Origin of the sequence: Pseudomonas sp. HB05, assembly GCF_016756915.1 — a bacterium.
GTDB lineage: Bacteria > Pseudomonadota > Gammaproteobacteria > Pseudomonadales > Pseudomonadaceae > Aquipseudomonas > Aquipseudomonas alvandae.
Map to the genome: position 1 here is coordinate 26243 of NZ_JAESPG010000043.1, position 26862 is coordinate 53104.

Genomic DNA, 26862 nt, shown 5'->3' on the forward strand with positions numbered 1-26862 from the left:
GTCCCTGTTTACGGCTGCGCTTGAACCACAGCCGGCTCTAGTAATTGATAGGGTTGCAGGATGCTTTCGCGCTGCTCGTCCAACACCCAGGCGAAGCCCGCGTACATCACGCCCAGACACGCCAGGGTAAAAAACGCCACGGTCCAGGCAGGAACAACGCGCACCGGACGGCGAGGTGGGGCAACCAGCCCTTCCCAGTGGGGTGAAAGTTGGCGTGGCGCATCGCCTCGTACCTGACGGATCGAGCGATACAGCGCATCACGGATGCCTACGAGCTCGAGCCCCCCGCGCGCCTGGACCCGATATTTGCCCTCAAAGCCCAAAGACAGGCACAGATACAGCAGCTCCAACAGGTGCAAATGCTTCACCGGATCTTTCGACAGTCGATCAAGCAATTGAAAAACCTTCTCGCCGCCGAACGTTTCATTGTGAAATGTGCTGAGCAGGCTGATTTGCGACCAACCGCTGCCGTATCCCCACGACGTGACGACGACGGCTTCATCCAGGACCGTGCACAGCACGTAGCGAGCAGCGACCAGCTCGCTTTGCTCGATGTTGGCGTGCAATGCCAAGGCTTCGAACTGCTTCAACTCCAAGGTCAGTTCTTGCTTGAGGTCATTCAGGTCTGCGCGGTCGCGGCCCTGCTTGAGCGCCATCATCTGGGCCAACAAGCCTGACGCAGCCGCCACCAGGGGATTAAGGCTGGTCACGAACCTTCGGGACCGTGGCTGGCGTGCGGCATAAATCATTCGATCTTCCAGCTGTTCGATACGCGGCGGCGCAGCAGCGTCGGTCAAGGGGCCCGAAGCCGGGCGCTGTCCGTGAAAATCGAGCAGGACGGTAATGTCGTCTTGAGGCATGTCCTTATCCATGTCAGTCAGTTCCTGATGGCCCAAAAATTCAGTGCCAGCTCAGCGAATTCACCCGACACATGAAAGGCAAAGCCCGCTGAACGCTTCACCTGGGCAAGGTCCTCGACACTGGGTTCAAGGAGGAAATAGGTCTTGTTGGCATGGAACGCAATCTGCCGCGGCGCCACGGGCAAAGGCCTGATCTTGATGCCCGGCAAATGCAAATTGACCAACTGGCGAATGCGCTCCACCGAACCGATCTTGAGATGCGACGGCAAGCGATGGCGCAACTCCTCGCTGTCACAATGGGCGCTCGCGGCCAGTACGAACGAAGCCGAGTCCAGCAGTGAAAGGTCATGCATCGGCGAAACGCTGATTCCGTACTGGCGTGCCTGCAATTGCAGCTCAATGGCATGCTGTTCGAGCACCATCGACAGCACCTGCCGGATTGCTTGCATGAGGCTTCGAAAGCACGCACCCAGATCGCTGTGTTGGTAGCGGTGATCGAATGAAGGGCGCTTGCTGTCTGTTGAATAGGTGGCCAACTCGCCTAGCAGAGAAAGCAGCGTTCGATAGAGGGTTTCAGGGTGAACCTGTTCCAGGTCCAGAGAGTGACGCAGCAGCAATTCGGTACGGTTGATCAATTGCAGCATCATGAAATCGCCGACTTGAACCGCACCCGCTTTGCCGTTGGAAAGAATCCGTTCGGCGAGGCTTTCGCCCCGGTGGCCAAGCATGCCAATGACTTCCTTGAGGCAGGACAGCAGGTAGCCGGATGACTTGGCCTGGATGAACGCGGGCACAAAATCCGTATCGAGCCTGATCCCACCATCAGGCGTGGTATCAAGGACTTCGCACACCTTCAACTTGACGAAAGCCTGGTCGCCCTGCTGCTCGCCCAGCAGCAAGCGTACATCCGGGCGGCCACAGCTGATCTGACTGCTGAAAGCGTCTGCGGCGTTGGAATCATTTACCTGCATTTCATAGGTGATATAGCGCGCCAGCACATCGGCTTGCTCGGGACGACGAGACTCGACCCGATTGCCGGTCACCAGCGGCAGGGCGAGATAGATGGGCGTGTTGCAGGTGTTGGACGGCACTTCCAGGACCATCGGCTCGGCGTTGCCGTCCAATTCGAAGAAACTGCCGTCTGGCAAGACACCCGAAGCCTTGCTGACGATCAGCCGCCCCATGTTCAGAAACTGCAGATCGATTTCCAGTGTCAGGAAGCCCCAGGCATAACCACCCAACAAGCGTGTGCGAAGCTTGAGCTGATGATCGAAATAACGATCGTTGTGCTGCAAATGTTGCGGGCGCAGCAACATTCCTTCCTGCCAGATGACCTTATCGTGATTCATTGGTCGTCCGCCCTGGCAAGGCTTTCGAGATGGCTGGCAATGCCATCCTGATCAAGCATCAGATGCGCTTCAGTCACTCGTGCCGCAGCGATGGGCACCGTGTAGCGCCACTGTGTGCGAGGCAGGTCACGGTACGCGGCAAGTACCCCGACATAACGACCGCCTCCTGCGACGGCGAGCCTGAGCGTGACCGTTTCGCCGGGACGCAACTCCAGTTCTTCGCGAGTGATCAAGTCAGGCGCCAGGGACTCCCTGGCACGGTCATAAAGACTGAAGAAGTCAGCATTCTCAAAAGCCACCGGATGCTTGAGTTCAAACAGGCGCACCACGACAGGAGATGGCCGCCCGTTGAGGTCCGGGTTGAGCTGATCACTGGCAGTGAGGGTGAGATTGAGTTTGGTCATCGTTGAGAACGGCGACAGGCTGGCACAACCGGCCAACAACGGCGAAACCGCTAGCGTCAACGTCAGCGTCTTGAAAAAAAGCAGGGTGCGGCGAGACATGTACGTCATCCATGAAGATCGTTTTGCAGAGTGGATACCAGGCGGACCTGTTCCTCGTATGCCTTGGCGAAGTCCCGGGCCAGCAGGCGTTCCACCCAGTCATCGTCTTCGCACAACGCCTGGTGATAACGACCGAATGCCCGCCAATGGCCGCCTGACGTACTGATCAACGGTCGCTGCTCGCGCTCCATCCGCAGGACCAGTTGGCGAGGCGAAAAATGTTCCAGCACCGTACGCAGGGTGGACCGGGTGGCGGCCAGCAAGGCCACTTGGTGGGCCTGGAGGTCATTAAATGAGCGGGTGATAGCCTCGCTGGCCGACAACTGGAGTGGCACGCCTGGCTGCAACAACAGCGGCAGGGCGTCATCGGTGTACTTCAGCGGATTTTTCCGAGGGCCGTGGAAAAAGGTCTGGGCCAGACGCAGCTCGCCCTTCAACTCGGAACGAGTACGCAGACTCTGTTGCAAGCCTCGAACGCTTTGCTTGAGCAACTGCGCGACATCGACCGCCAACGCCTCGCGGGCCTCCTCGTCCATATCCCCGAGGTCCATGCCTAGCGAGTGGCCAAAGCGTTGCCAGAAGTCTTCCTGTGCGAGCTCGGAGGGTTGGGGTGTCAGGAAAGGCCCCTGCTCATTGCCCGCGTCGACCAGTTCTGGCAGTCGCAGGCTTTCCATATCGGCCCGCACAGCGTCCGAGCCGTAAGCGGGCATCGCGCTGGGATTGAGCAACTCATCCATTTCAGAAAACACACGCTCCTGTCGGTCCAGGCCTTCCAGCGGATCGAGCCCCATGAAAGCGTCGTCCGGAATGAGATTGCCACTGGATACCGAACGGTCGACATCGGGAATGCTGTTACCCGAACGAGCCACCAACCGCGCCAGGAGCTCGCATTCGCCCATGACATAGATATCCCCATCCCTAATGGGCACTGGCTCGCCTTTAGGAAGGCGCGCACCGTTTCTGCGGTGGGATATGCCATTGCCGCTGATGTCCGTGAGAAAAAACGCGCCTCCCTGGAAACTCACCCGCGCATGGCGCTTGGACAAGAGGCGCTCGCTGTCCGGAATGACCCAGTCACACTCCTCGCCTCGCCCAATGACGCCGCCCGCCGTCCCGAAAATCTTCCGGCTCGGGTTCGGGCTGACAAACTGCCTGGCATCCAACCTTTCGAAAATGACCTCCACCGATGCTCCTCCTTGCGGTCACTTACCGCGATTTAACGCTTGCGGATCACCCAATGGGCGATAAGTGCTGTCATTGAATTTGTAGTTTGCGTTGCAACCACCGAGGCCGAACAACACGACAACGGCCAGCAGGAAGATTTGCCAAGGGTGAGCGGTCATCCAAAGTGTCCTGAAATAAGTGAATGGGATTAGAAGCCCGGCGTCAGACTTCGGCGTCCTTGCGGCGAATGTTCAGCCGACTCATTCGATACAACAGCGTGCGCAGCGGCAAGCCGAGCTCGCGAGCCGTCAGCGTCTGGTTACCGGAATTTTTGCGCAGGCAATCAATCATCAGGCTGCGCTCGATGTGTTCCATCCGTTCGCGCAGGCTTACGCGACCTTCATCGGGTCGGTGTTTAATGTGCAGGGCAAAGTGCTCTACGCGTAATTCGTCGCCCTCGCACAACAGCACCGCCCTTTCGACGATGCCTTTGAGCTCGCGTACGTTTCCGGGGAAGTCATAGGCAGCCAGGTGGGCCAGCGCAGCGTCGGACCAATGCACAAGATCGCGCTGCAGAAGCGCACAAGCCTTGTCGGCGAAGTGCCGAGCCAGTTCGATGATGTCGGGGCCACGCTGACGCAGCGGCGGCAATTGGATGGGAAACTGGGCAAGGCGGTAATACAGGTCCTCGCGGAACTTGCCTTCGCTCATCAACCGTTTCAGGTCGCGATGGGTGGCGGCGATGATGCGCACGTCGATCTTGTGGGTGAGGTTCGACCCCAACGGACGAATCTCGCCCTCCTGCAAAACGCGCAACAGCTTGGCCTGGAGGGACAAGGGCATGTCGCCAATTTCATCGAGCAATAATGTGCCCTTGTCAGCCGCGTCGAATAAGCCGATGCGGTCACGATCGGCGCCGGTAAACGCGCCCTTGCGATAACCGAACAACTCGCTTTCCAGCAGTTGTTCGGGAAGCGCCGCGCAGTTCTGGACGATGAACGCCTGCGTGCGACGCGGCCCGCAATCGTGGATCGCCCGGGCCACGACTTCCTTGCCGGTACCCGTCTCGCCATACAACAGGACCGTGTACGGGCTGTTCACGACTTTGCTGATCAGTTGACAGCTCTGGCGCATCGCCGCGCTCTTGCCGATGAGGCCGAAACCGTTGGCGCTCGGCAGGTTGATCGCCACAGGCCGACCTTCAGCGGCAGGACGCCGTTGGCGTTGCAACAGCTGGATCTGCTTCAGCGCGAACGCCCCCAGATAACCCAGGGAATCAGCGAATCCCTGCAGTTCGATCTGCTGGCTGCTGGCGCAAACCAATACCCCCTTGATCCCGTCCCCGGTGGCTAGCGGCACACAGAGCAGCGACTGCCACGGCGCAGCGCGGGCCGGCAGGAAACGCGTATCGTGCAGGCTGTCGCTCAACGCACCAAGGCATACCCTGCGATTCTGGCGCAGGACGAATTGCAACAGTTGCTCACCGTCGTAATCGACAGGCAAGCCGGCCGGGTCACGAAACTGCAATCGGTCTTCCAGGCATTCGGTACTCAGTTCCAGGCGACAGTGCGCGGCATCCACCAGAAATAGCTGCGCCAGCTCACAGCCACTGAGCCGCGCCGTCCCCCTGATGAAATCGCCGAGCAAGGTCGCATCGTCCGCCGATTGCAAGAGGCTGGAAAACTGCCCCAGCAGCGCTTCGGCGTAAGCCAGCGGTTCAGGCACATGAGTAAGCAGTGCCCCCATCACTTGAACTCACACGTTACGCGGGCTTGTTCATCGAGCGTGGCGTGAACCTGCCGCGGTTGTTCGCCGATGGCCATGGCCGCGAGCAAGCCGTCGGACAACCCGGGCATCAGATGCAGTTCGAGCAATTGATCGATGAGCCGCGCACCGCTGTCGCTGTGGGTGCAGCGCTGGACAAGGTAATCAACAAGCTGCGTGCAATAACTGAAGCCCAACTGGCGACGCTGCAGCCGCTCGCCCAGACGACCCAGCTTTATTTCCACCAGCTCGCGCAGCACCGAGCCGCTGACGGGGAAATATGGCACCACACGCATACGGGCCAGTAACGCCGGTTTGAAATGCCTGCTGAGCAGCGGCCGAATCGCTTCTTCGAGTTGTTCGGCACTCGGCGCTGCCCCGTTTTGGCACAACGCGCTGATACGCTCACTGCCCAGGTTCGACGTCATCAGAATCAGCGTATTGCGAAAGTCGATCTCCCGCCCTTCGCCATCGTTGGCCAGGCCTTTGTCGAATATCTGATAGAACAGATTCAGCACGTCCGGATCGGCTTTTTCGACCTCATCGAGCAACACCACCGAGTAAGGCTTCTGTCGAACAGCCTCGGTGAGCATTCCGCCTTCGCCAAATCCGACATAACCTGGAGGCGCGCCGATGAGCCTCGAAACCGTGTGTTTTTCCTGAAACTCGGCCATGTTGAGTGTCGTGATGAATCGGTCGCCGCCGTACAGCAGCTCGGCCAAGGCCAATGCCGTTTCGGTCTTGCCAACCCCACTCGGCCCTACCAGCAAAAACACACCCGCTGGGGCGTCGGGTTTGTTCAAGCCTGAGGCGGCTGCGCGCATCGCTCGATCAAGCGTCTGCACCGCCGGTTCCTGCCCCCTGATTCGGCTGCGTAGATCTGCCGCGAAACGGGCGATTTTCACGTTGTGCTCGCAGGCCAGCTGCGACAGCGGGACACCCGTCCACGCATTGATCACTTCCGCCACCAAGCGCGGGCACACCTCAAAACTGACCAGGCGTTCTTCGGCCTGTGCATCCACCAAGGCGTTGTGGGTTTCATGCAACGCCGCTTCCAGCGTTTCGATCTCCAGGCCCTTGTCCGCCCGATTTTCCCGCAGCCCAGCCAGTTGCCGGCGCAGCGATAACAAACGTTCGGCCAGAACGCTCTGCTCTGTCCATTGGACTTCCAGGCATTGGCATTCCTCTTCGATGGCCTTCAGTCGTACCCGCAGCGCTTCCAATGCCTGGGCATCGATTGACAAGCCGGCCTCTGCATCGCGACACAACGCCTGCCGCTGGCGCTCACCTTCGGCTAATTCGCCACGCAGGCGCTCAAGGCGTTGCGGCGCGGCAGCAAGGCTGATGCGCACACGGGCGCACGCGGTATCCAGCACATCGACCGCCTTGTCCGGCAACTGACGCCCCGCCAGGTAGCGTGCTGACAACTGCGCCGCCGCGACCACCGCATCATCGCGCAGATAGATACCGTGGCTCGCCTCGTAGACCCCGGCCAGCCCCCGCAGGATGGTCACCGCCTCGCTGATGGTCGGCTCGTGCAACTGCACCGGTTGGAAACGACGGGCAAGGGCTGGATCCTTCTCGAAATATTTTTTGTATTCGCTCCAGGTCGTCGCCGCGATGGTGCGCAGCTCGCCTCGGGCCAGGGCCGGCTTGAGCAGGTTGGCCGCATCGGAACCACCAGCATTTCCACCCGAGCCGATTAATGTATGAGCTTCGTCGATGAACAGAATGATGGGGCTGGGCGATGTCTTTACGCCCTCGATTACCCCATTGAGCCGCCGCTCAAATTCGCCTTTCATGCTGGCTCCGGCCTGCAGCAGGCCCATGTCCAGCGACAAGACCTCTACACCCTCAAGCCCTGACGGTACTGCCCCGGCGGCAATGCGCAGGGCCAGCCCTTCGACAATGGCGGTCTTGCCCACGCCTGCCTCACCGACGACGATCGGATTGTTTTTACGTCGGCGAGACAGGATATCGATCATCTGGCGGATTTCGCCGTCACGGCAAAGCACGGGATCCAGCTTGCCGTCACGGGCCTGCTGCGTCAGGTTGTGAGTGAAGCGCTGCAGAAGCGAATCGCCTTGAGCAATGGCGTGTCCAGTCGCCTGTTGAGCCTGCCGTGACAAGGCGAACGCCTTCAGCCGGTCGATGTTCAACCGAGCGAGCAACGATTGGTAATGAGTACCGGCATGCCGACCTGGGTTGCGCAACAACGCCAGGATCAACGCAGCTTCAGTGACGTTGCTCTGGCCCAGTTCGAGATTGGCCAATAGCAGCGCATCCTGAAGCCATTGGATCAACTCCGGCGCGAAGACCGGGTTACGCGAAGCGCCGTGTTCCGCACGTGGTTGCAAGGTTGCGTCCAGCTCGCTCGCGCTTATCCCGGCATCCTGCAAGGCGCGCCCGAGAAGCCCTTGTCCGCGCTCCAGCAAACTCTGCAACAGATCTTCCACCAGGACCTTGCCTGCGCCCCGATCCACGCATCGCTCGGCCGAGCGCTCCAGGTCGCGGCGGGTATCCGCGTCCAGCGCCTGAATGAGTTGCTGAAGGTCTACGTTGATCATTTCGTTGGTTCCTGATGAATTCTACTGCTGAGGATCACTACGCCAGCGGCTCGCTCGTGCCCCAGCCAACTGGCCCATCCCAATCGGCAGGTGTTCCGTTCGCCGATGCGCAATTCGCGTATTTCGTCCCGCCGCAAGACCAGGCGGATGTCGTATTCAAGGGGGTCGCGCAGGGTGAATCGCACCAACGCGCACAACGGCTGGTAAGCGACACCGATCGGCAGGAACTCATGGAAGCGTTGCCAATCCAGTTCCAGGACATGAATGCGGAATTTGCCGCTGCGATCACGAATCCGCTCGCCCAGCACCAGCTCTTCGCTAAGCAGGCTGTTGGCCCTTCCCAAGCGGTTGCGCTGCTCGTCGAGGATGTCCACTCGCCGCTCGATGCACTGCTCCAGGTGCAATTCGGGGTGCTTGAAGTAGTAACGCAGCACGGCTTCGATCAAGGCCGCCGAATGGGCACGAAGGCTCAGCAGCCCCAGGTAAGGCAGCAAGCGCTTCCAGTTCAGTTGGGTATCCCTGCGAATGGCCTCGCCCCTGAGGCCGACGAGGGCGAATAACTGCTCGGAAAACCGGTCCTCGGCGCCATTGCGAAAACTCGCCCGATAACGGTACTTGCGCCAGATAGGCAACATCAGGCGCTGGAGGCGATCATTGAACACGTCGAGAAACGGACGAGTCGGTTTGTCATCGCCCTCTCCCGACACCTGCTCACCATAGAACGCCGGCAAAGGCGAACCTGCGCCCACCAGGCCAATCAGATTCAGGCACAGGCGCGCCCGCAGTTGCCCATGCTCTTCAAAGAATTCGACGTATTCGATATCGCTGGCCGGGAAGCCCAGGCTCGGGTTGGCCTGGAATTCCAAGTGCTCATACAGTGCCTCGTCATCCAGGTGAGGATGGGCTTCGCGCAGCCGATCAATCACCAGCAACACCGCCTGAAACAATGAATATTCGCGTATGCCTCGTGTCAGCGCGCTCATAGAAGCGGCTGCTGGCCCATGCGGGGTGTCCATCGGTACACCTCTCCCTGTGTGCTGTTTACCCGCAACTCGTGATACGAATTCAGGCTGGCATAAAGCGCGAAAAACTCATTGAGAACCGATGCAAAGACAAACACGTCGCCCTCGCCGATGTATCCCTGTGGGTCGATCGTCAGCTCTGTGCACAAACCCCTGACCGGCAGACCGCGATGAAGCCGATCGACAGGCTGATGCTTGATCGACTTGAGGCCATCCAGCAGGCGCCTGCTGACTTTCTCCGAATGCTCGTCGTAGTAGCGGGGGAAATCGTAGGTTTCGAGTATCACCTTCAGCGCGTTGACGTCCGCCAGCGACAGGTAGTTGAGCGACATGTTGCTGATGAGCTTCCACAGGAAATCGCGCTCCAGGGGAGGCGCGAAGCTCTGGGTGACCGGGCCGATATTGCGGAAGCCGAGCGACTCAGGGCTTTTTTCGCCCGGCTGGTTGATGTCGCCTGGCTTGAGCTGGCGGGGCAGGTTCTGGTTGGTACACATCAGCTCGATCGAAAGGGTTTCGTGGCCCGGTTTGTGCCGCACATCAAAACTCAAGCACGTATCAAGACCACCATGAAGGAGCGACGGGCGGTGGCGAATGCTGTAATAGGCGCGGTTGCCGGGCACATCGAAACTGGCGTCATGCTCGAATGATTCGAACGGCACGTAGGCTTGGTACCCCAGCCCGCCCGGGCTCCACCCGGTGACGCTTTCAACCGAAAACACACCGCAGTGCTCGGGGGCATATTGGGCCGGCAACAGCAGGTAATCCTCCTGCTTGCCGTCCAGGCGAATCGGCTGGGCATCGTGCTTGAACAAGTTGACGACAGGCGTGCAGTAAAGCTTCACGTTATCCAGCGTTGGCCGTATCCGCTGGGTACCGGTATTGCCAATATCGAAGCGAAGGTCCAACCCGCGCGCCTGTTCCAGCAGCGCTTGCGGCAACCCGTTGATGACGTCCAAGCCGTCGATGTCGACAAACAGGAATTTCTCCTGGAAAGCGAAATACTCTTGCAGGTAGCGATAGCCGCGAAAGGTATTCAGGGGATACGGGACCAGTGCGTGCTCTTCAGCAAACCCCACGGGCTGAACCCGAGTGGCGGGGATCCTGAATGTCACAGGCACTCCGTCCGTGGCGCTGACGGGCTGGCCGTCGCCGTCCAGAAGGACCACATCGAAATGTTCAAGATTGCGTAACAGATTGAGATAAAGAGTCTGGCTGATGTAACGCTCACCGGCCAGGTGCAGGCGCAGGCTGCCCAACTGCAACTCACCCAGATTGCCCTCGCAATGCATCTGCAGGCGCAGGCCCAGCACCGAACCGTTGCCTTTTACCGAGTGAATGACCCTTGTCAGATCAAGTGCCGACACCTCGGTCGGGTAACACGTGCGAAAACGACAACGTACCCCTTGGATCGGCTTGCTCTCGACCGGCGTGTCACGCTCCACGCGCAATGCAGGCCCCGACCATTGCAGCGGATCGAACTGCAAAATGCTGAACGCCGGCAACGGCCGCATATAGTTCGGCCATAGCAGTTGCATCAGTGAATGACTCAACTCCGGCAGTTGATCATCGAGCTTCTGGCGAAGACGACCGGTCAGGAACGCTACCCCCTCCAACAGTCGCTCCACATCGGGGTCCCGCCCGGCCTGGCCGAGGTAAGGTGCCAAGGCCGGGTTGCGCTCGGCGAAACGCCGGCCCGACTGGCGAAGCGCAGTCAGCTCACTCTGGAAATAATGGTTGAACGACATGACCTATCCTTGGTTGACCGTGAGTTGGCCGCTGCCGTCCAGACCTGCGGAAAAGCTCACCGGCCCCTTGAGCCCTTCCATGTCCAGCAACGCATCGATGCGCAAGGACAGGCGAAGCGGGTCAGCGTGAGTCGACACCGTCGTGACATAGACATGGCTCAGGCGTGGCTCGTAGGCCTCGATGCAGGCCTGGATGGCGCGACAGGCCTGGTGACGGACATCGTGCAAGCTCAGGCGCATGTCGTTGAGATCGGGCAATCCGTAGTCGGGCGCAACCTGCACACTCCCCGCACGAGTGCTGAGCATCTTCGACAAATGGGCAGCCACCGACGCCACGGCACAAGCCTCGCGGCTCATGCCTGCGCGAGCGTCGCAATCGCCATTCAAGCGTTCGAAGAGGCTGCCATATCCAGTCATCGGTCAGGTCCCGCTCACGCTTTGTCCAGCTTGCCAACCAGCGACAGGGTGAAATCGGCCCCCATGTACTTGAAGTGCGGGCGCACGTTCAAGCTCACGCGATACCAGCCCGGCTCACCTTCCACATCGGTGACCAACACCTGGGCAGCACGCAACGGCCTGCGACCACGGACTTCAGCGCTCGGGTTTTCCTGGTCTGCAACGTACTGGCGGATCCACTTGTTCAGCTCGAGTTCGAGGTCGGTGCGTTCTTTCCACGAGCCGAGTTGCTCGCGCTGGAGCACCTTCAGGTAATGGGCCAGGCGATTGACGATCATCATGTATGGCAACTGTGTGCCGAGTTTGTAGTTCAACTCGGCGGCCTTGCCTTCGGCACTGGCGCCAAAGAACTTCGGCTTTTGCACGGAACTGGCGGAAAAGAATGCGGCGTTATCACTGCCTTTGCGCATGGTCAGCGAGATAAAGCCTTCTTCGGCCAGCTCGTATTCGCGGCGGTCGGAAACCAGCACTTCCGTGGGGATCTTGGTTTCGATTTCGCCCATGCTTTCAAAATGGTGCAACGGCAGATCGTCAACCGCGCCACCGCTTTGCGGACCGACGATGTTCGGGCACCAGCGAAACCTGGCAAAGCTGTCGGTGAGCCTTGTGCCGAATGCGAACGCCGTGTTGCCCCACAAATAATGCTCATGGCTGTTGGCGACCGTTTCCCTGTAGACGAACGACCTGACCGGGTTTTCCTGCGGGTCATAGGGATTGCGCAACAAGAAGCGCGGCACGGTCAGGCCGATGTAGCGAGCGTCTTCGGATTGACGGAAGCTCTGCCACTTGGCGAATTGCGGGCCTTCGAAATGATCCCTCAAGTCCTTGAGGTCCGGCAGTCCGGTGAAGCTTTCCAAGCCAAAGAATTCGGGGCCGGCCGCAGCAACGAACGGCGCGTGGGACATGCAGGCGACGCTGGACACGTACTGCATCAGCTTCACATCGGGTGAGCTTGGCGAAAAAAAGTAGTTGGCGACGATCGCGCCAACCGGTTGCCCACCGAACTGACCGTATTCAGCGGTGTAGATATGCTTGTACAGGCCCGACTGCATGATCTCCGGCGAGTCCTCGAAATCATCCAGCAAGTCGCTCTTGGAGACATTGAGCATCTCGATCTTGATGTTCTCGCGAAAGTCGGTGCGGTCCACCAACAACTGCAAACCACGCCACGCCGACTCCAATGCCTGGAAGTCGGCATGGTGGAGGATCTCGTCGACCTGGCGACTGAGCTTGGCGTCGATCTGGGCGATCATGCGATCGACCATGGCCTTCTTGACCGGCTCACCGCTGTTCTGGGGCTTGAGAAGCTCTTCGATGAACGCCGACACGCCGCGCTTGGCAATGTCGTAGGCATCGTCCTCTGGCGTCAGGCGCGTTTGGGCGATGATGCTTTCAAGAATACTGTGCTCGCCATTTTCCTGGCTGTGCTGCAGCGCTGCATTGGGATTCATGTGTCGGCTTTCCTTGGCTAGAGATCAAACGCTCGGGGCTGAGAGAGTCAGGCCCAGCTCATCCAATATGCGATCGCGGGACTGGGTATCGGCGAGTACGCTTTCGATGGCTTTGCGAAACGCCGGTGCGTTGCCCAGAGGCCCCTTGAGCGCGACCAGCGCTTCACGCAGTTCCATCAACTTCTTGAGCTCGGGGACTTGCTCCACCAGGCTCGCCGGATTGAAATCCTTCATCGTGCTCAAGCGCAGTTGCACGGCCAGCTCCTCGGTGTCGCTCTCTTCCAGGAGGCGGTTTGGCACACTCAGGACCAGACTCAATTCCTGCTTGGCCAACACTTCATCGAAGGTCATTTTGTCGATGCTGATTGGCTTGCGGTCTTCGACCTTGCGTTCGTCCTTGCGATGGATGTAGTCACCAATCGCCATCAACTTGAGCGGCAGCTCAATCTCTTCCTGAGCACCGCCTGTAGCGGGCTTGAAGGTGACATTGATACGTTCCTTTGGCGCGACAGAGCCTTCTTTGGCCATGATTTTCCTTCCTTACAATGGGGACCCGCAGGCCTGTTCAATGACCCGCTCCAGGTCGAGGTGACACAACCTGCGGTAGGTTTCATCCTTGCGCTCGCGCACGAGGTGGTTCTGGGGCAACAACTCGCAGCAGCGATGCAACAGGTGCAATACCTGCAATGCGAGATCGGGCTCCCACGCATGCAAAGTCGTGTCTTGCAGCGTCTGGTCAAGCGCCTCGAGCTGGACTTTGGCGAGCTCGTATTTCTTGGCCGAAAAGCACAAGCGAGCCATCGCGAACCGCCAAAGGAAACGCGCGCGCTCGCCGTCGATGGTGTGCATTTCCTGCTTGAAAAACTGGACGGCAGCCTTGAGGCCGTCCGAGCCCACGATGAGCTGGGCTTCTTCCAGAGCTCGCTCCCAAGGCGCCGAGGAGTCGATGGCCTCCGCGCGGGGCGCAACGCTCGATGTGTCCAGGCGAGGCAAGACTTGGGCGGCGATCCACGCCCGGGTAGATGCATCCGCGAACGGCTCGCCGTCATGCCAGCGCAGCTCGAGGACGCTCGGCAGACGCTGGATGAACAAGGCGAAATGAATCTCCACCTCACGCATGGCCGAGTCGGCCCCCAGCCCTTGGAGGCATTCCCATGCGAGCCTTTGACCGTCGAACCAGAAAGGCGCCTTCGCCAGGCTGGCCTCGATGTCCACCAGCAGATCGGCGTAATGGCCCCGCTGGAGACTTTCCTGATACGCCTTGAGCTTGTCCGCAGGCAGCCTGCGCAATGGAGTGATCTGCTCGGCGTCATGCTCGGGCACGGCGTCGATGCCCAGCCAGAGCAGCGTACGGTTGAGGCGCAGCGCGCGAGCGTCGGTCGCCTTTTGCCTGAGCCACCAGGCGCACAATGGACGCGCACTTTCCTGAAGGGTCCGCAGCGCCTTCTGGGCGTCCTTTTCATGTTCAATCGGGGCGCCAGAGGCCAGCAACTGGGTGGCGGCTTGCTTGACGTGGGCGACCATGGCCCCGACAGCGCCGGGCGGCGGGACGTCGGTGGCACGCATAATCAGGTTTTTGAGACGCCGGCACAGCGGCAGCAATAGAGGCGCGTCATCGCCGAAGTGAGCGACGCAGGTGGCATCGAGGGCTTCGAGCTGCTCCGCCAAACGTTCGAACAGGGCCAGCTGGTTCTTTATCGCAACGTCATCGCTCAACGCCCCTTCCAGGCGGGTCACCAGCCAATGGAAGCTGGCGGCGCGGGTTTTGACCTTGGCCGGGTGAAGCACCAGCCAATGGTTGTCACAGAGGTAACGCAGGAGACCGAGGCCGGCGAGCAGTCCCTGGAAAGATTCTCGCTGATACAGCGCCCATGTAAGCCAGATCGCCACACGCAAATCTTTCGACTGGGTGCGCAGCAGGGCTTCACTGTGTTCCTGGATCTTCAGCCAGTCGACTTGACCGCTGCCATGCATCGACTGGGCCTTGCCGAGCTCACGCTCCAAGGCTTCGAACTCATCCGAAAAACGGACGTCCACACCCGAAAAATTCCCGTTGGGAATGGGGGCGCTGGCAAGTGCCAGGTAATGCGCGGACAGTTTTTCGGGATAAGACATTTACAGCCTTTAATAACTATTCAGGCGCGACGGCTTGAAGAGTTTATGGACAGGCAGCGATATGAATTTCAGCGCAACCTGTAGGAAGTTTCAGCACATTAAATGGCAGCATAGGGGCGAGATGTATTCGCCGCTGACGGCCTTTTGATCGGCGCGAAGAATGCCCAGTTTTGAACGATAAAAATGTAGGATTTTTCCGTAAATACGGATGCCATTAACAACGAGGGCTATTAAGTTCTCCCAAGAAGCGGCCCGCTACTATTGTTTAAAAACAAAGGCAAGCCACGTTATGGGTAAAATTATTTAAGCGTTTTTCGACACTGTTTAATTGCTGAGCGCTATGACTCCGTCGGGCTACGTATCCTTGCGCCGTTACCTACAACTACGCCAGAATCCGCCGGCTTGTGCGCCTTGCCCCCGGGCTCTATCGTTTGCCTGCCACTGCCCATCAGTGGTCGGGTTTAGTAGCCCGAGGTTTTCCGGCAAGATGCACGAGTCCTCAACTCAGGCAGGTATATCAATTCCTGTCCTTGATGGTGACTGTGCGCAGGGCGCTTCGGCGCGCCGGCAATGCTGGAATCCCCGGTCTACTAACCTGCGCACAGCCGCCACCCTTCTTTTAGTAGGGACTGGGTCGCGGCCTAACTCAAGGATTCCAGCTATGTTCAAAATAACGCCAAACCCTCCAGAAGCAGATCCCAACTCTCCTTACCTGGACGGCCTCAACGCCAAAAAACTCGAAGAAGCCGCTACCCGTGCATTGGACTTTTATCTAAAGCCCAAACCAGCAAAACCAAAAGAAACCATCAAGCCCGGCCAGTTATTCACCGTTGTAAAAGACCTCGACAACGAATGCCTACTGGCCAACCTCAGCGAGACCCTGGCGTCAGCCGATGCGATGGTCAGTGAACTGGCTTTCGATATGGAAGGCTCCAACCGCCACGTGCTGCTTGGGATCCAGCAGTTGATCGAGCTGGGATCGCTGTTGGCTAACCGAGCGTTGGATAACGTCGACCCCCGATAGCCGCTACACCGCAAGCCACTGTGGCGAGGGGATTTATCCCCGCTGGGCTGCGAAGCGGCCCCAAACCAGGCAACTCGGTGTACCAGCAAAATTGAGTCCACTGTTTTAGGGCTGCTGCGCAGCCCAGCGGGGCGGTGCGACGTTTCGCTAAATCCCCTCGCCACTTTTCGCTTGGCTTTAGTTTTTTAGCTTCGCAGGAATGCCCGGTGCAGCTCTTCCAGTGTCTGGAAGTGGTGCGCCGGGTTTTCTGCGTTCAGTTCTTCGAAACTGCCGAACCCATACCCCACCGCCGCCGCGTCGAGGCCGTTTTCGCGGGCGCCGATCAGGTCGTGCTTGCGGTCGCCGATCATCAGGGTGTTGGCCGGGTCGAGGCTTTCTTCGGCCAGGAGGTGGGCGATGAGCTCGACTTTGTTGGTGCGGGTGCCGTCCAGTTCGCTGCCGTAGATCACTTTGAAGTGCCGGGCGAAGTCGAAGTGGCGGGCGATTTCCCGGGCGAAGACCCACGGTTTGGAGGTGGCGATGTAGAGCTGCCGGCCTTGGCCGCCGAGGGTTTCCAGCAGGGGCATGACGCCGTCGAATACGCGGTTTTCGTAGAGGCCGGTGACTTTGAAGCGTTCGCGATAGAAGTTCACCGCTTCCCAGGCTTTCGCTTCGTCGAAGTCATAGAACTGCATGAAGGCTTGCAACAGCGGCGGGCCGATGAAGTGTTCTAGGCGGGTGAGGTCGGGTTCGTCGATGCCCAGTTTGCTGAGGGCGAACTGGATCGAACGGGTGATGCCTTCCCGTGGGTCGGTGAGGGTGCCGTCGAGGTCGAAGAGTACGGTTTGGTAGTGCATTGCAGTTCCTGGCAGTGGCATCACGTGGCGAGGGAGCTTGCTCCCTCGCCACGATGAATCAAACAAGTCAGAACAGTGACGAACCCATCAAGGTTGATCGTAGCCTTCGGCCAAGTGCAAATCCTTGAGCTTCACGTAGTTCGCCGCGCTGTAGGTGAAGAACGCGCGTTCCTTGTCGGTCAGCGGGCGGACCTGTTTCACCGGGCTGCCGACGTAGAGAAAGCCGCTCTCCAGGCGCTTGCCCGGCGGCACGAGGCTGCCGGCGCCGATGATGACGTCGTCTTCGACCACCGCGCCGTCCATGACGACGCTGCCCATGCCGATCAGGATCCGGCTGCCGACGGCGCAACCGTGGAGCATGACTTTGTGGGCGACGGTCACGTCATCGCCAATCAAAAGCGGGAAGCCGTCGGGGTTGAACGGGCCGGCGTGGGTGATGTGCAGCACGCAGCCGTCCTGGATGCTGGTGCGCGCGCCGATGCGGATGCGGTGCATGTCGCCACGAATGACCGTCAGCGGCCAGACGGAGCTGTCTTCGCCGATTTCGACGTCGCCGATCACCACCGCGGTGCTGTCGACAAAAGCCCCACGGGCAAGCTGCGGGCTGTGGTTCTGGTACGTGCGAAGGGTCACGATAGGCTCTCTCTTATCGGGTGATAGGCGCTGCTAGCTGCGGTGAAGGTCGATTGTAATTAAGATGAGCCCATGTTTCTTCCAGCGAAGGTGTCAACCGTGAGCGTGAACAACCCTCTTTTGCAGCCCTACGACCTGCCGCCATTCTCGGCGATCCGTGCCGAGCACGTGCAACCGGCCATCGAGCAGATCCTGGCTGACAACCGTGCCGCCATCGCCGAAATCCTCAAGACTCAAGTCAAGCAGCCTACCTGGGCCGGCCTGGTGCTGGCGATGGACGAGCTCAACGATCGCCTCGGTGCGGCCTGGAGCCCGGTCAGTCACTTGAACGCCGTGCGCAACAGCCCGGAACTGCGCGAAGCCTATGAGGCGTGCCTGCCGGCGCTGAGTGCCTATTCCACCGAACTGGGCCAGAACCGCGAGCTGTTCCAGGCCTTCGAAGCCCTGGCGAACAGCCCCGAGGCGGCCGGTTTCGATGTGGCGCAGAAAACCATTCTCGAACACTCCCTGCGCGATTTCCGCCTGTCGGGCATCGACCTGCCGCCCGAGCAGCAGAAGCGCTACGCCGAGGTGCAAAGCAAGTTGTCCGAGCTGGGCAGCCGCTTTTCCAACCAATTGCTCGATGCGACCCAGGCCTGGACCAAGCACGTCACCGACGAGGCCGCCCTCGCCGGCCTGACCGACTCGGCCAAGGCGCAAATGGCTGCCGCCGCCCAGGCCAAAGGGCTGGATGGCTGGCTGATCAACCTGGAATTCCCGAGCTACTACGCGGTGATGACCTACGCCGAAGACCGCGCCCTGCGCGAAGAAGTCTACGCGGCCTACTGCACCCGCGCCTCGGACCAGGGCCCGAACGCTGGCCAGAACGACAACGGCCCGGTGATGGAGCAGATCCTCGACCTGCGCCAGGAGCTGGCTCACCTGCTGGGCTTCGCCAATTTCGCCGAGTTGAGCCTGGCGACCAAGATGGCCGAATCCAGCGACCAAGTGCTCAGTTTCCTGCGTGACCTGGCCAAGCGCAGCAAACCGTTTGCCGCCCAGGACCTGGAACAGCTTAAGGCGTTCGCCGCCGAACAAGGCTGCCCCGACCTGCAAAGCTGGGACAGCGGTTTCTATGGCGAAAAACTCCGCCAGCAACGTTACAGCGTCGCCCAGGAAGCCCTGCGCGCGTACTTCCCGATCGATAAGGTGCTGGGCGGCCTGTTCACCATCGTGCAACGTCTGTACGGCATCGAGATCGCTGAACTGAAAGGTTTCGACAGCTGGCACCCGGACGTGCGCCTGTTCGAGATCAAGGAAAACGGCCAGCACGTCGGCCGCTTCTTCTTCGACCTCTATGCCCGCGCCAACAAGCGTGGCGGCGCCTGGATGGACGGCGCCCGTGATCGTCGTCGCACCTTCGACGGCGAACTGCAAAGCCCGGTTGCCAACCTGGTGTGCAACTTCACTCCAGCCGACAGCGGCAAGCCAGCGCTGCTGACCCATGACGAAGTCACCACGCTGTTCCACGAATTCGGCCATGGCCTGCATCACCTGCTGACCCGCGTCGAGCATGCCGGCGTATCCGGCATCAACGGCGTGGCTTGGGATGCCGTGGAGCTGCCGAGCCAGTTCATGGAGAACTGGTGCTGGGAGCCTGAAGGCCTGGCGCTGATTTCCGGTCACTACGAAACCGGCGAGCCGCTGCCCCAGGACCTGCTGGAAAAAATGCTCGCGGCGAAGAATTTCCAGTCCGGCCTGATGATGGTTCGCCAGCTGGAGTTCTCGCTGTTCGACTTCGAGCTGCACGCCACCCACGGCGACGGCCGCAGCGTATTGGAAGTGCTCGAAGGCGTGCGCGACGAGGTGTCGGTGATGCGTCCGCCGGCCTACAACCGCTTCCCCAACAGCTTTGCGCACATCTTTGCAGGCGGCTACGCAGCGGGTTACTACAGCTATAAGTGGGCGGAAGTGCTCTCCGCCGATGCATTCTCCAAGTTCGAAGAGGACGGTGTGCTCAACGCCGACACCGGTCGCGCCTTCCGTGAGGCGATCCTGGCTCGCGGAGGTTCCCAGGAACCGATGGTGCTGTTCGTCGACTTCCGTGGCCGCGAGCCGTCGATTGACGCACTCTTGCGCCATAGCGGCCTGAGCGAGGACGCGGCAGCATGAGCGAGGGGCCTGTGATTACCAAACGACGCTTCATCGCCGGGGCGGTCTGCCCGGCGTGCAGTGAGCCGGACAAGTTGATGATGTGGAACGAAGACGGCGTGCCGCACCGCGAATGCGTGGCCTGCGGTTATTCCGACACGCTCAACGAGCAAGGCCTGTCGGTGCCCAAGGAGTTGGGCACCCGGGTCAACACCTCGGCGCTCAAGGCGCCGGACGCGAAAGTCCAGGCGGTGCAATTTTTCCCTAACCCCAAGTTGAAGAAAAAAACCGACTGACATCTTCGGCATCACCTTCCGGGCCGCCCGGCCCGGAAGCGATAAATATGTACCGCAGCGCCATTCGCCTTCCTGCCCAGACTGTCGTGACACGTCCACTGACAGGAAGTCTCCATCTATGCGCCACCCTGATAACCCACTGCTGCAGGCCTACGACCTGCCGCCATTTTCAGACATTCAAGCCGAACACTTCGCCCCGGCCCTCGACCAGATCCTTGTCGAAAGCCGCGCCAAAGTCGCCGAAACCATCAAGACTCAGACGCCCTTTCCTACCTGGGACGACCTGGTGCTGGCCATGGATGAAATCCATGCGCGGCTGAAGGGTTTCGGCTACGTGTTGGAGCGCTTGGTTTGCGCCAGGGCTGGAAACGCTTGGAAGCAGGTCTCAGTCGATTGCCGTGAGCGACTGAATGACTATCGCCGCTCGCTGAGGCAGGACCCCGAGCTGTTCCAGCTTTATCAACGCTTGGCTGATAGCCAGATTGCCGCGCATTTCTCACCGGCGAGAAAAAGGACGCTGGGCAAGATCCTCCGCCGGTTTCGCCAGAACTCAACGGCATCCGCCTCCCAAGAAGCGTTGAGGGACCTGAAGCTGCGTATCCGTGGCGCCGAAATGCTGTTTTTGGAGCACTTGGAAGAAGCCAACAAAGCCTGGAGCCAAACGTTCGACGATGAGGCCCGCTTGTCGGGCTTGCCGGCGTACTTCATACAGCAAACGGCCGACCAGGCACGTGAGGCAGGCCGTGCGGGGTGGTTGTTGAAGCTTACAGACGAATCGTTTCGCATTGTGACTCGCTATGCCGACAACCGGCTCCTGCGCGAACAGGTCTATGTCGCCTATAGCGCTCGGGCGTCGGATCGAGGGCCCAATGCAGGCATATTCGACAATGACGAGGTGCTGCGGCAGTTGCTCAGTGACCGTCATCAACTCGCCATCCTGCTGGGTTATTCGAATTACGCCGAACTGGCCATCGAGCCGGAGCAAGCGCAGTCGCCAGAGCAGGTCACCGCGTTCCTGATGGAGAAGCTGGGGCAACAACAAAGCGTCTTCAAGCAGGACGCTGAGCAACTGAAGGCCTTCGCGGCGCAGGAAGGCTTCGGCGAACTCCGGCCCTGGGATTATCAGTACCTGGCGGAAAAACTTCGCCGCCAAACGACCGGCGTCTCAGAACAAACGGCTAGCGCCTGGTTTGAACTCGAATCCACCTTTTCGCGTATGTTGCTGATCGCGCGCGACCTATTCGGCATTGACTTCATCGAGCGCCAGGACCTACCTGCCTGGCACGCACAGGTGCGTCTATTCGAAGTTCGCGAGCGGGACGAAACCCTTGGTTATATTTATTTCGATCCGTTTGAAGGCGGCAGGCTCAACGGTTACCCCCATACCTCCACTCTGCGGAACCGGCGCATCACCGCAGAGGGCAGGCCGCGCTACCCCGTCGCGGCGTTGCATGCCTGGTTGCCACGCGGTTCCGGTTCGAGGCCGACGTTACTGGATCATCAGCACCTGCGGACCCTGTTCCATGAGTTCGGCCATTGCTTGCAGCATGTGTTGAGTCGGGCGGACTATCGCGACATCTCGGGTATCTCCGAGCTTTCCCGGGACGCTGCCGAGTTTGCCGGCGAACTGCTGGAGCGCTGGTGCTTCTCCAGACAATGCCTGCTCCGTATAGCCAGGCATCACGAGACCGGCGCTCCCCTGCCGGAAGACGTCGCCGATCAGTTGTTGGTCTATCTCAACAGACAAACCAGTTGGGAAGCTGCCCGGTTGCTGCGCGACGCGTTATTCGACATGGAGCTGCACCGCAGCCATGGCGACGGGCGCACAGCCCAGCAAGTATTCGATGAGGTCAATGCGCAAGTCGGGCATCTGCCCGTTTCCCCCGAGGAACGTTGGCCCAACGGGCTGGATTACCTCGTCACAGGTTATGGCGCCGGTCTCTATACTTACCTCTGGTCGCAAACCCTGGCCGGGCGTGTATTCGAGCGATTCGAGCGCAATGGGTTGTTCGACAGGCATACAGGCCGGGCGCTGCGCGAAGCCATATACGCGGCGGGGGACTCACGGCCGTTGTCCGAATCCATCGCCGCGTTCATGCAGGCGACCGACTACCGAGCGGGCGCCAGCACTTGAGGGTCGAGGTGATGCGCGGTGGTCGTTGAGTTGACCCAGCTTTTCAACGAGCACAACGCAAAGACGCTGGTGCTGCAATCGCCGTTCGCCAACGCCACGCGGAGTTTGTCGACATCGGCCTGCATCATGTAGCGCACGCCGTCCTTGAAGTGATGGCTGTCGCCGAAGCCACCTTCGGTCATTTCGTCCAGGGCGTCTTCTTTGCTCCAGCCTTGCACCACCACCCGGTACATGGCGGCCACCAGGCCGGTGCGGTCCGAGCCGTGCTTGCAGTGCATCAGCACCGGGCCCGTGGCCTCGGCCGCCTGGATGGCACGCAAGGCCCTGAGAATATCGCTGTCATCGACGTGATTGGTGCGGTAGGGCAACTTCACTTGCTGGATGGCGGGCGTGGACAGCCAGCGCTTATCCGACTCCGGCAGGAAGGTGATGACCGTGCCGATATCGAGTTTCGTCAACAACGGCAAGACGCCGCCATCCGGCAGCGAACTGCGGTATAGCGTGGGCGACATCCGATAAAGGTTGTAGTGCTTTTCCACCGGCTGGGCCCATTCGGCGGGCCTTGTCTCGGCAACCTCGCCCGCCTGGGCCGCCGAGTCGGCAAGTATCACGAGCAAGGCCAGGCTGAACAGCGAATGAAAACAGAGCTTGAGCATCAGGAGGCGACCGATAACCAGGGAATGTGGTGACGATCAGTTTCGGTTCGCCCCGGTTAAAACTCCGTGAGCAGGACGTCAAAGCGTCGTGAATGTCGTAATGCCGTTCACTTAAGAAAAATGATGACCCTGTGGCGAGGGAGCTTGCTCCCGCTCGGCTGCGAAGCAGTCGTAAACCGGCGGGGGCGGTGTGTCTGATACGCCGCAACTGGCAGGTTTTGGGGCCGCTTCGCGGCCCAGCGGGAGCAAGCTCCCTCGCCACGGGTTTGTCGATTGCCTTAAGTGAACAGCATTGCGTGAATGTCGGCTTTGTTCCGTGACCCGCCCAATGGCACTGGCCTGAACCGCAACCAGCGAATACTGTATGCACATACAGCTATCGGAGTATCCCCATGTCCGCCACCCTTCCACCGCGCGGGCGCGGCACCGCGACCAACCCGCACAACCGCTTCGCCCCGAGCCGCTCGGTGGCCGAGGACGACGGCTGGTACCAGGAAGTCCCGCCGACCCAGGGCACCGAAGTGCGCATCGAAACGGCCAAGACCATCATCACCCGCAACACCTCCACAGACATTCCGTTCGACCGCTCGATCAACCCCTACCGAGGCTGCGAACACGGTTGCATCTATTGTTATGCGCGGCCCAGCCATGCCTATTGGGACATGTCGCCGGGGCTGGATTTCGAAACCAAGTTGATCGCCAAGACCAATGCCGCCGATGTGCTGGAAGAACAGTTGTCCCGGCGCGGCTATCAATGCGCGCCGATCGCGCTGGGTTCCAACACCGATCCTTATCAACCTATCGAGCGCGAGCAGCGCATCACCCGCCGGATCCTGGAGGTGCTGCTGCGCTATCGACACCCCGTCACGATCGTTACCAAGGGCTCGCTGATCCTGCGCGACCTGGACCTGCTGGCCGAATTGGCGCAACAACGCCTGGTGCACGTGATGATCAGCCTGACCACGCTGGACGATGAGCTCAAGCGCATTCTCGAACCCCGCGCGGCGGCGCCCAAGGCGCGGTTGCGGGCCATAAAAGTGATGCGCGAGGCAGGCATCAAGGTGGGCGTGCTGTGCGCGCCGATGATCCCGATGATCAACGACAGCGAAATCGAAAGCCTGCTGGCCGAAGCCCATGCCGCCGGGGCGCAGAATGCCGCCTATGTCATGCTGCGCCTGCCCCTGGAAGTGGCGCCGCTGTTCGAAGAATGGTTGCAGGCGCACTACCCGCAGCGCGCCGCCCATGTGTTGAGCCTGGTGCGCCAGAGCCGCGGCGGCGAACTTTATGACAGCCGGTTTGGCGTGCGAATGCGCGGCGAAGGCCCTTTTGCGGACTTGCTGGCCCAGCGCTTCGCCAAGGCGATTAAACGTCTGGGGATGGAACGACGCGACGGTTACGATCTCGATTGCGAAGCCTTCTGTCCGCCGGGGCGGCAGATGTCGTTGATTTAAATACAGTTCGCTTTAAATTGGAGCTTGAACATTGCGAGGCGCAAACGTCCATGGCGCTTTGTTTACGCCTCGTAGGACGCGTCCTAGAGCCTTCGATTTCAGTTTGAGTTAAGTTTCGGCCGCTACCTTGTTCATCGAGTGACTGACGGGTCGAGCACTTCGGCCTGGATGTTTTTTAACCAGCCACTGGCGTCTCAAAGAGGATGAATCATGAGTGACAAGGATAAACAGCCGTTGGCTGCGTCGGCTTCAGCCCAACCCGAGGCGGAAACCGCCGATGCAGCGCTGCAGCACATTGTTGACGGCTTTTTGCATTTCCATCACGAGATCTTTCCCCAGCAGGAAGAACTCTTCAAGAAACTCGCCACCGCCCAGAAACCCCGGGCGATGTTCATCACCTGCGCCGATTCGCGCATCGTGCCCGAGTTGATCACCCATAGCTCCCCTGGCGACCTGTTCGTGACCCGTAACGTCGGCAACGTCGTTCCGCCTTACGGCCAGATGAATGGCGGCGTTTCCACCGCCATCGAATACGCCGTGCTGGCCCTCGGCGTGCAGCACATCATCGTCTGCGGCCATTCCGATTGCGGCGCCATGCGTGCCGTGCTCAACCCCGATACCCTGGAAAAAATGCCGACGGTCAAGGCCTGGCTGCGCCACGCCGAAGTCGCCAAGACCATGGTCCATGACAACTGCCCGTGCGGTGATGAAAAGCAGACCATGCCCATCCTCACCGAAGAAAACGTGATCGCGCAGTTACATCACCTGCGAACGCACCCGTCGGTGGCTTCGCGCATGGCCAGCGGCCAGTTGTTCATCCATGGCTGGGTGTACAACATCGAGACCAGCGAGATCAAAGCCTTTGACGCGGACCAGGGCTGTTTCCTGCCGCTCGATGGCAGCCATCCGATACCGGTGGCGACGCCCAAAGCGCGCTTCTAACCACTCCTAATCATCCTTGTATGGTTCAAGCCTTGCCGCCATTTGAGCGGTAGGGCCTCGCCATGCCTGAAGAAACTTCGGGAGAGTCGCCATGCGTGCTGCTCAATTAAAAGCTGTTCTGCCACGGGAGCTCCTGGCTTCGGTGGTGGTGTTCCTCGTGGCGCTGCCCTTGTGCATGGGCATTGCCATTGCGTCGGGCCTGCCACCGGCCAAAGGCCTGATCACCGGGATCATCGGCGGCCTGGTGGTGGGTTTCCTGGCCGGCTCCAAGCTGCAGGTCAGCGGTCCGGCCGCCGGGTTGGCGGTGTTGGTTTTCGAACTCGTGCGCCAGCACGGCGTGGCAATGCTCGGGCCGATCCTGTTGCTGGCCGGCCTGTTGCAATTGCTGGCGGGGCGCTTTCGCCTCGGTTGCTGGTTCCGGGTCACCGCGCCCGCCGTGGTGTACGGGATGCTGGCCGGTATCGGTGTGCTGATCATCTTGTCCCAGGTCCATGTGATGCTCGATGCGGCACCCAAGCCTTCGGGCCTGGATAACCTGGCGGCGTTCCCTGCGGCAGTCGCCCAGGCTTTGCCGTCCTTTGGCTGGCAGGCCGGCTTGCTCGGTTTGTCGACGATCGCGGTGATGTGGTTGTGGGAAAAATTTCGCCCTCATACGCTGCGCTTCATCCCCGGCGCGCTGCTCGGCGTTGGCCTGGCAACGCTTGTCAGCCTGTTGCTGGCCTTGCAGGTCAAGCGCGTGGATGTTCCGGAAAACATGGCCGAAGCCATCGACTGGCTGCGCCCGGCGGATTTGCTGAACCTGGCCGATCCGACGTTGCTCATCGCTGCGTTCGCGGTGGCCTTCATCGCCAGCGCCGAGACCCTGCTGTCGGCGGCCGCCGTGGATCGCATGCACAGCGGTGAACGGGCGGACTTCGACCGGGAATTGTCGGCCCAAGGCATCGGCAACATGCTCTGCGGCTTGCTCGGCGCGCTGCCGATGACCGGGGTGATCGTGCGCAGTTCGGCCAACGTCCAGGCCGGTGCGACCACACGGATGTCGACGATTTTCCATGGCCTGTGGTTGTTGCTGTTCGTGCTGTTGCTGTCCAGCGTGCTGCAAAGCATTCCGGTGGCGAGCCTGGCCGGTGTGCTGGTCTATACCGGTTTCAAACTGGTGGACCTCAAGGCATTCCGCAGCCTGGGCCGTTATGGGCGGATGCCGATGTTTACGTACGCAGCGACGGCATTGGCGATCATCTTCACCGACCTGTTGACCGGCGTGCTGATCGGCTTCGGCCTGACCTTGGTGAAACTGGCCTGGAAAGCCTCGCGCCTGAAGATCAGCCTGATCGACTTGCCGCAGGAAGGCGAGATGGAACTGCGGCTGGTAGGTGCGGCCACGTTCCTCAAGGTGCCGGCGTTGACCCAGGTGCTGGGCTCCATCCCGGAAGGCGCGACGGTGCATGTGCCGCTCAATAACCTGAGCTACATCGATCACTCGTGCCTGGAATTGCTCGAAGAATGGGGCCGGGCGAATGCCAGCAAAGGTTCGAAGCTGCTGATTGAATCCCGCGGGCTCAAGCGTCGGTTGGAAGGGCGGTTGCGCACGACGGTGGGGGTTGGCGCAACCTCTGCCTGATATCTCACCCCCAACAGGGGTTGGGTGTAGGGCACATGGTTCATGAACACCACAAATCCAATGTGGGAGCGGGCTTGCTCGCGAAGGCGGTGGATCAGTTGGCTAATAGGCTGCCTGACACTCCGCCTTCGCGAGCAAGCCCG

24 protein-coding genes are annotated in these 26862 nt (G+C 60.2%); 7 read left to right on the top strand and 17 right to left on the bottom strand.

The window, feature by feature from the left end; all coding sequences use genetic code 11:
* Positions 1 to 8 precede the first annotated feature (8 nt).
* The 13 genes from icmH to tssA are packed head-to-tail and all read right to left on the bottom strand — an operon-like array spanning position 9 to position 14996.
* Positions 9 to 872, bottom strand: coding sequence for a type IVB secretion system protein IcmH/DotU (icmH, locus tag JMN22_RS25255; protein WP_198798170.1), 864 nt, complete (start codon positions 870 to 872; stop codon positions 9 to 11).
* A gap of 5 nt (positions 873 to 877) precedes the next feature.
* A complete protein-coding gene (gene tssK / locus JMN22_RS25260) occupies positions 878 to 2209 on the bottom strand; it encodes a type VI secretion system baseplate subunit TssK (protein WP_030139171.1) in 1332 nt (443 codons plus the stop codon).
* Entirely contained in the window at positions 2206 to 2712 is a 507-nt protein-coding gene (gene tssJ / locus JMN22_RS25265; RefSeq protein ID WP_198798171.1) for a type VI secretion system lipoprotein TssJ, read from the bottom strand. The genes tssK and tssJ overlap by 4 nt, the downstream gene beginning before the upstream one ends.
* A 5-nt stretch (positions 2713 to 2717) precedes the next feature.
* Positions 2718 to 3896: a type VI secretion system-associated FHA domain protein TagH gene (gene tagH / locus JMN22_RS25270; RefSeq protein WP_198798172.1), complete on the bottom strand. Its 1179-nt coding sequence runs from the start codon at positions 3894 to 3896 to the stop codon at positions 2718 to 2720.
* Between the two features lie 18 nt (positions 3897 to 3914).
* Positions 3915 to 4055, bottom strand: coding sequence for a type VI secretion protein (locus JMN22_RS25275; RefSeq protein WP_198798173.1), 141 nt, complete (start codon positions 4053 to 4055; stop codon positions 3915 to 3917).
* Between the two features lie 43 nt (positions 4056 to 4098).
* Positions 4099 to 5613, bottom strand: coding sequence for a sigma 54-interacting transcriptional regulator (locus JMN22_RS25280; RefSeq protein WP_198798186.1), 1515 nt, complete (start codon positions 5611 to 5613; stop codon positions 4099 to 4101).
* A gap of 8 nt (positions 5614 to 5621) precedes the next feature.
* Positions 5622 to 8207, bottom strand: a complete 2586-nt coding sequence (gene tssH, locus JMN22_RS25285; RefSeq protein ID WP_198798174.1) for a type VI secretion system ATPase TssH — start codon at positions 8205 to 8207, stop codon at positions 5622 to 5624.
* A complete protein-coding gene (gene tssG, locus JMN22_RS25290; RefSeq protein WP_198798175.1) occupies positions 8204 to 9223 on the bottom strand; it encodes a type VI secretion system baseplate subunit TssG in 1020 nt (339 codons plus the stop codon). Before tssG ends, tssH begins: the two co-directional genes overlap by 4 nt.
* Positions 9187 to 10974 (bottom strand): type VI secretion system baseplate subunit TssF, encoded by a 1788-nt coding sequence (gene tssF, locus JMN22_RS25295; protein ID WP_198798176.1) that lies wholly within the window; start codon positions 10972 to 10974, stop codon positions 9187 to 9189. Before tssF ends, tssG begins: the two co-directional genes overlap by 37 nt.
* 3 nt (positions 10975 to 10977) lie before the next feature.
* A complete protein-coding gene (gene tssE, locus JMN22_RS25300) occupies positions 10978 to 11391 on the bottom strand; it encodes a type VI secretion system baseplate subunit TssE (RefSeq protein ID WP_198798177.1) in 414 nt (137 codons plus the stop codon).
* A 14-nt stretch (positions 11392 to 11405) separates the two neighbouring features.
* Positions 11406 to 12881: a type VI secretion system contractile sheath large subunit gene (gene tssC, locus JMN22_RS25305; RefSeq protein ID WP_030139162.1), complete on the bottom strand. Its 1476-nt coding sequence runs from the start codon at positions 12879 to 12881 to the stop codon at positions 11406 to 11408.
* 24 nt (positions 12882 to 12905) lie between these two features.
* On the bottom strand, positions 12906 to 13409 hold the full coding sequence (tssB, locus tag JMN22_RS25310; RefSeq protein ID WP_198798178.1) for a type VI secretion system contractile sheath small subunit: 504 nt from the start codon (positions 13407 to 13409) through the stop codon (positions 12906 to 12908).
* A 12-nt stretch (positions 13410 to 13421) separates the two neighbouring features.
* Complete coding sequence (tssA, locus tag JMN22_RS25315; RefSeq protein ID WP_198798179.1) at positions 13422 to 14996, bottom strand: type VI secretion system protein TssA; 1575 nt, start codon at positions 14994 to 14996, stop codon at positions 13422 to 13424.
* 661 nt (positions 14997 to 15657) lie between these two features.
* Here tssA and JMN22_RS25320 point away from each other — a divergent pair.
* On the top strand, positions 15658 to 16020 hold the full coding sequence (locus tag JMN22_RS25320) for a DUF6124 family protein (RefSeq protein WP_030139159.1): 363 nt from the start codon (positions 15658 to 15660) through the stop codon (positions 16018 to 16020).
* Positions 16021 to 16205: 185 nt separating this feature from the next.
* Here the strand turns inward: JMN22_RS25320 and JMN22_RS25325 are convergent, their stop codons facing one another.
* Together JMN22_RS25325 and JMN22_RS25330 are read right to left on the bottom strand one after the other, a co-directional pair.
* Positions 16206 to 16856: an HAD family hydrolase gene (locus JMN22_RS25325; protein ID WP_198798180.1), complete on the bottom strand. Its 651-nt coding sequence runs from the start codon at positions 16854 to 16856 to the stop codon at positions 16206 to 16208.
* Positions 16857 to 16943: 87 nt separating this feature from the next.
* On the bottom strand, positions 16944 to 17489 hold the full coding sequence (locus JMN22_RS25330; RefSeq protein ID WP_198798181.1) for a gamma carbonic anhydrase family protein: 546 nt from the start codon (positions 17487 to 17489) through the stop codon (positions 16944 to 16946).
* 72 nt (positions 17490 to 17561) lie between these two features.
* Here JMN22_RS25330 and prlC point away from each other — a divergent pair, with 72 nt between their 5' ends.
* Both prlC and JMN22_RS25340 read left to right on the top strand, forming a co-directional pair.
* Positions 17562 to 19640, top strand: coding sequence for an oligopeptidase A (gene prlC, locus JMN22_RS25335; RefSeq protein ID WP_198798182.1), 2079 nt, complete (start codon positions 17562 to 17564; stop codon positions 19638 to 19640).
* Entirely contained in the window at positions 19637 to 19915 is a 279-nt protein-coding gene (locus JMN22_RS25340; protein ID WP_018600854.1) for a YheV family putative zinc ribbon protein, read from the top strand. The genes prlC and JMN22_RS25340 overlap by 4 nt, the downstream gene beginning before the upstream one ends.
* A 169-nt stretch (positions 19916 to 20084) precedes the next feature.
* On the opposite strand, the gene JMN22_RS26620 is transcribed toward JMN22_RS25340, so the two are convergent.
* Positions 20085 to 20225, bottom strand: a complete 141-nt coding sequence (locus tag JMN22_RS26620; protein ID WP_236010409.1) for a hypothetical protein — start codon at positions 20223 to 20225, stop codon at positions 20085 to 20087.
* On the opposite strand from JMN22_RS26620, the gene JMN22_RS25345 reads away from it, so the two are divergent.
* The gene (locus tag JMN22_RS25345; protein WP_236010411.1) at positions 20211 to 22049 is read left to right on the top strand and encodes a M3 family metallopeptidase; all 1839 of its coding nucleotides are present in this window, start codon (positions 20211 to 20213) and stop codon (positions 22047 to 22049) included. The two genes, JMN22_RS26620 and JMN22_RS25345, sit on opposite strands and share 15 nt — an antisense overlap.
* Here JMN22_RS25345 and JMN22_RS25350 read toward each other — a convergent pair.
* A complete protein-coding gene (locus JMN22_RS25350; protein WP_198798184.1) occupies positions 22025 to 22705 on the bottom strand; it encodes a phosphatase domain-containing protein in 681 nt (226 codons plus the stop codon). The two genes, JMN22_RS25345 and JMN22_RS25350, sit on opposite strands and share 25 nt — an antisense overlap.
* Before the next feature lie 392 nt (positions 22706 to 23097).
* Here JMN22_RS25350 and JMN22_RS25355 point away from each other — a divergent pair, with 392 nt between their 5' ends.
* The 3 genes from JMN22_RS25355 (at position 23098) to JMN22_RS25365 (ending at position 26719) form a co-directional block, all read left to right on the top strand.
* The gene (locus JMN22_RS25355) at positions 23098 to 24156 is read left to right on the top strand and encodes a PA0069 family radical SAM protein (RefSeq protein WP_030139153.1); all 1059 of its coding nucleotides are present in this window, start codon (positions 23098 to 23100) and stop codon (positions 24154 to 24156) included.
* Between the two features lie 210 nt (positions 24157 to 24366).
* Positions 24367 to 25098, top strand: coding sequence for a carbonic anhydrase (locus JMN22_RS25360; RefSeq protein WP_030139152.1), 732 nt, complete (start codon positions 24367 to 24369; stop codon positions 25096 to 25098).
* Between the two features lie 91 nt (positions 25099 to 25189).
* Positions 25190 to 26719, top strand: a complete 1530-nt coding sequence (locus JMN22_RS25365) for a SulP family inorganic anion transporter (protein WP_198798185.1) — start codon at positions 25190 to 25192, stop codon at positions 26717 to 26719.
* Positions 26720 to 26862: the final 143 nt, after the last annotated feature.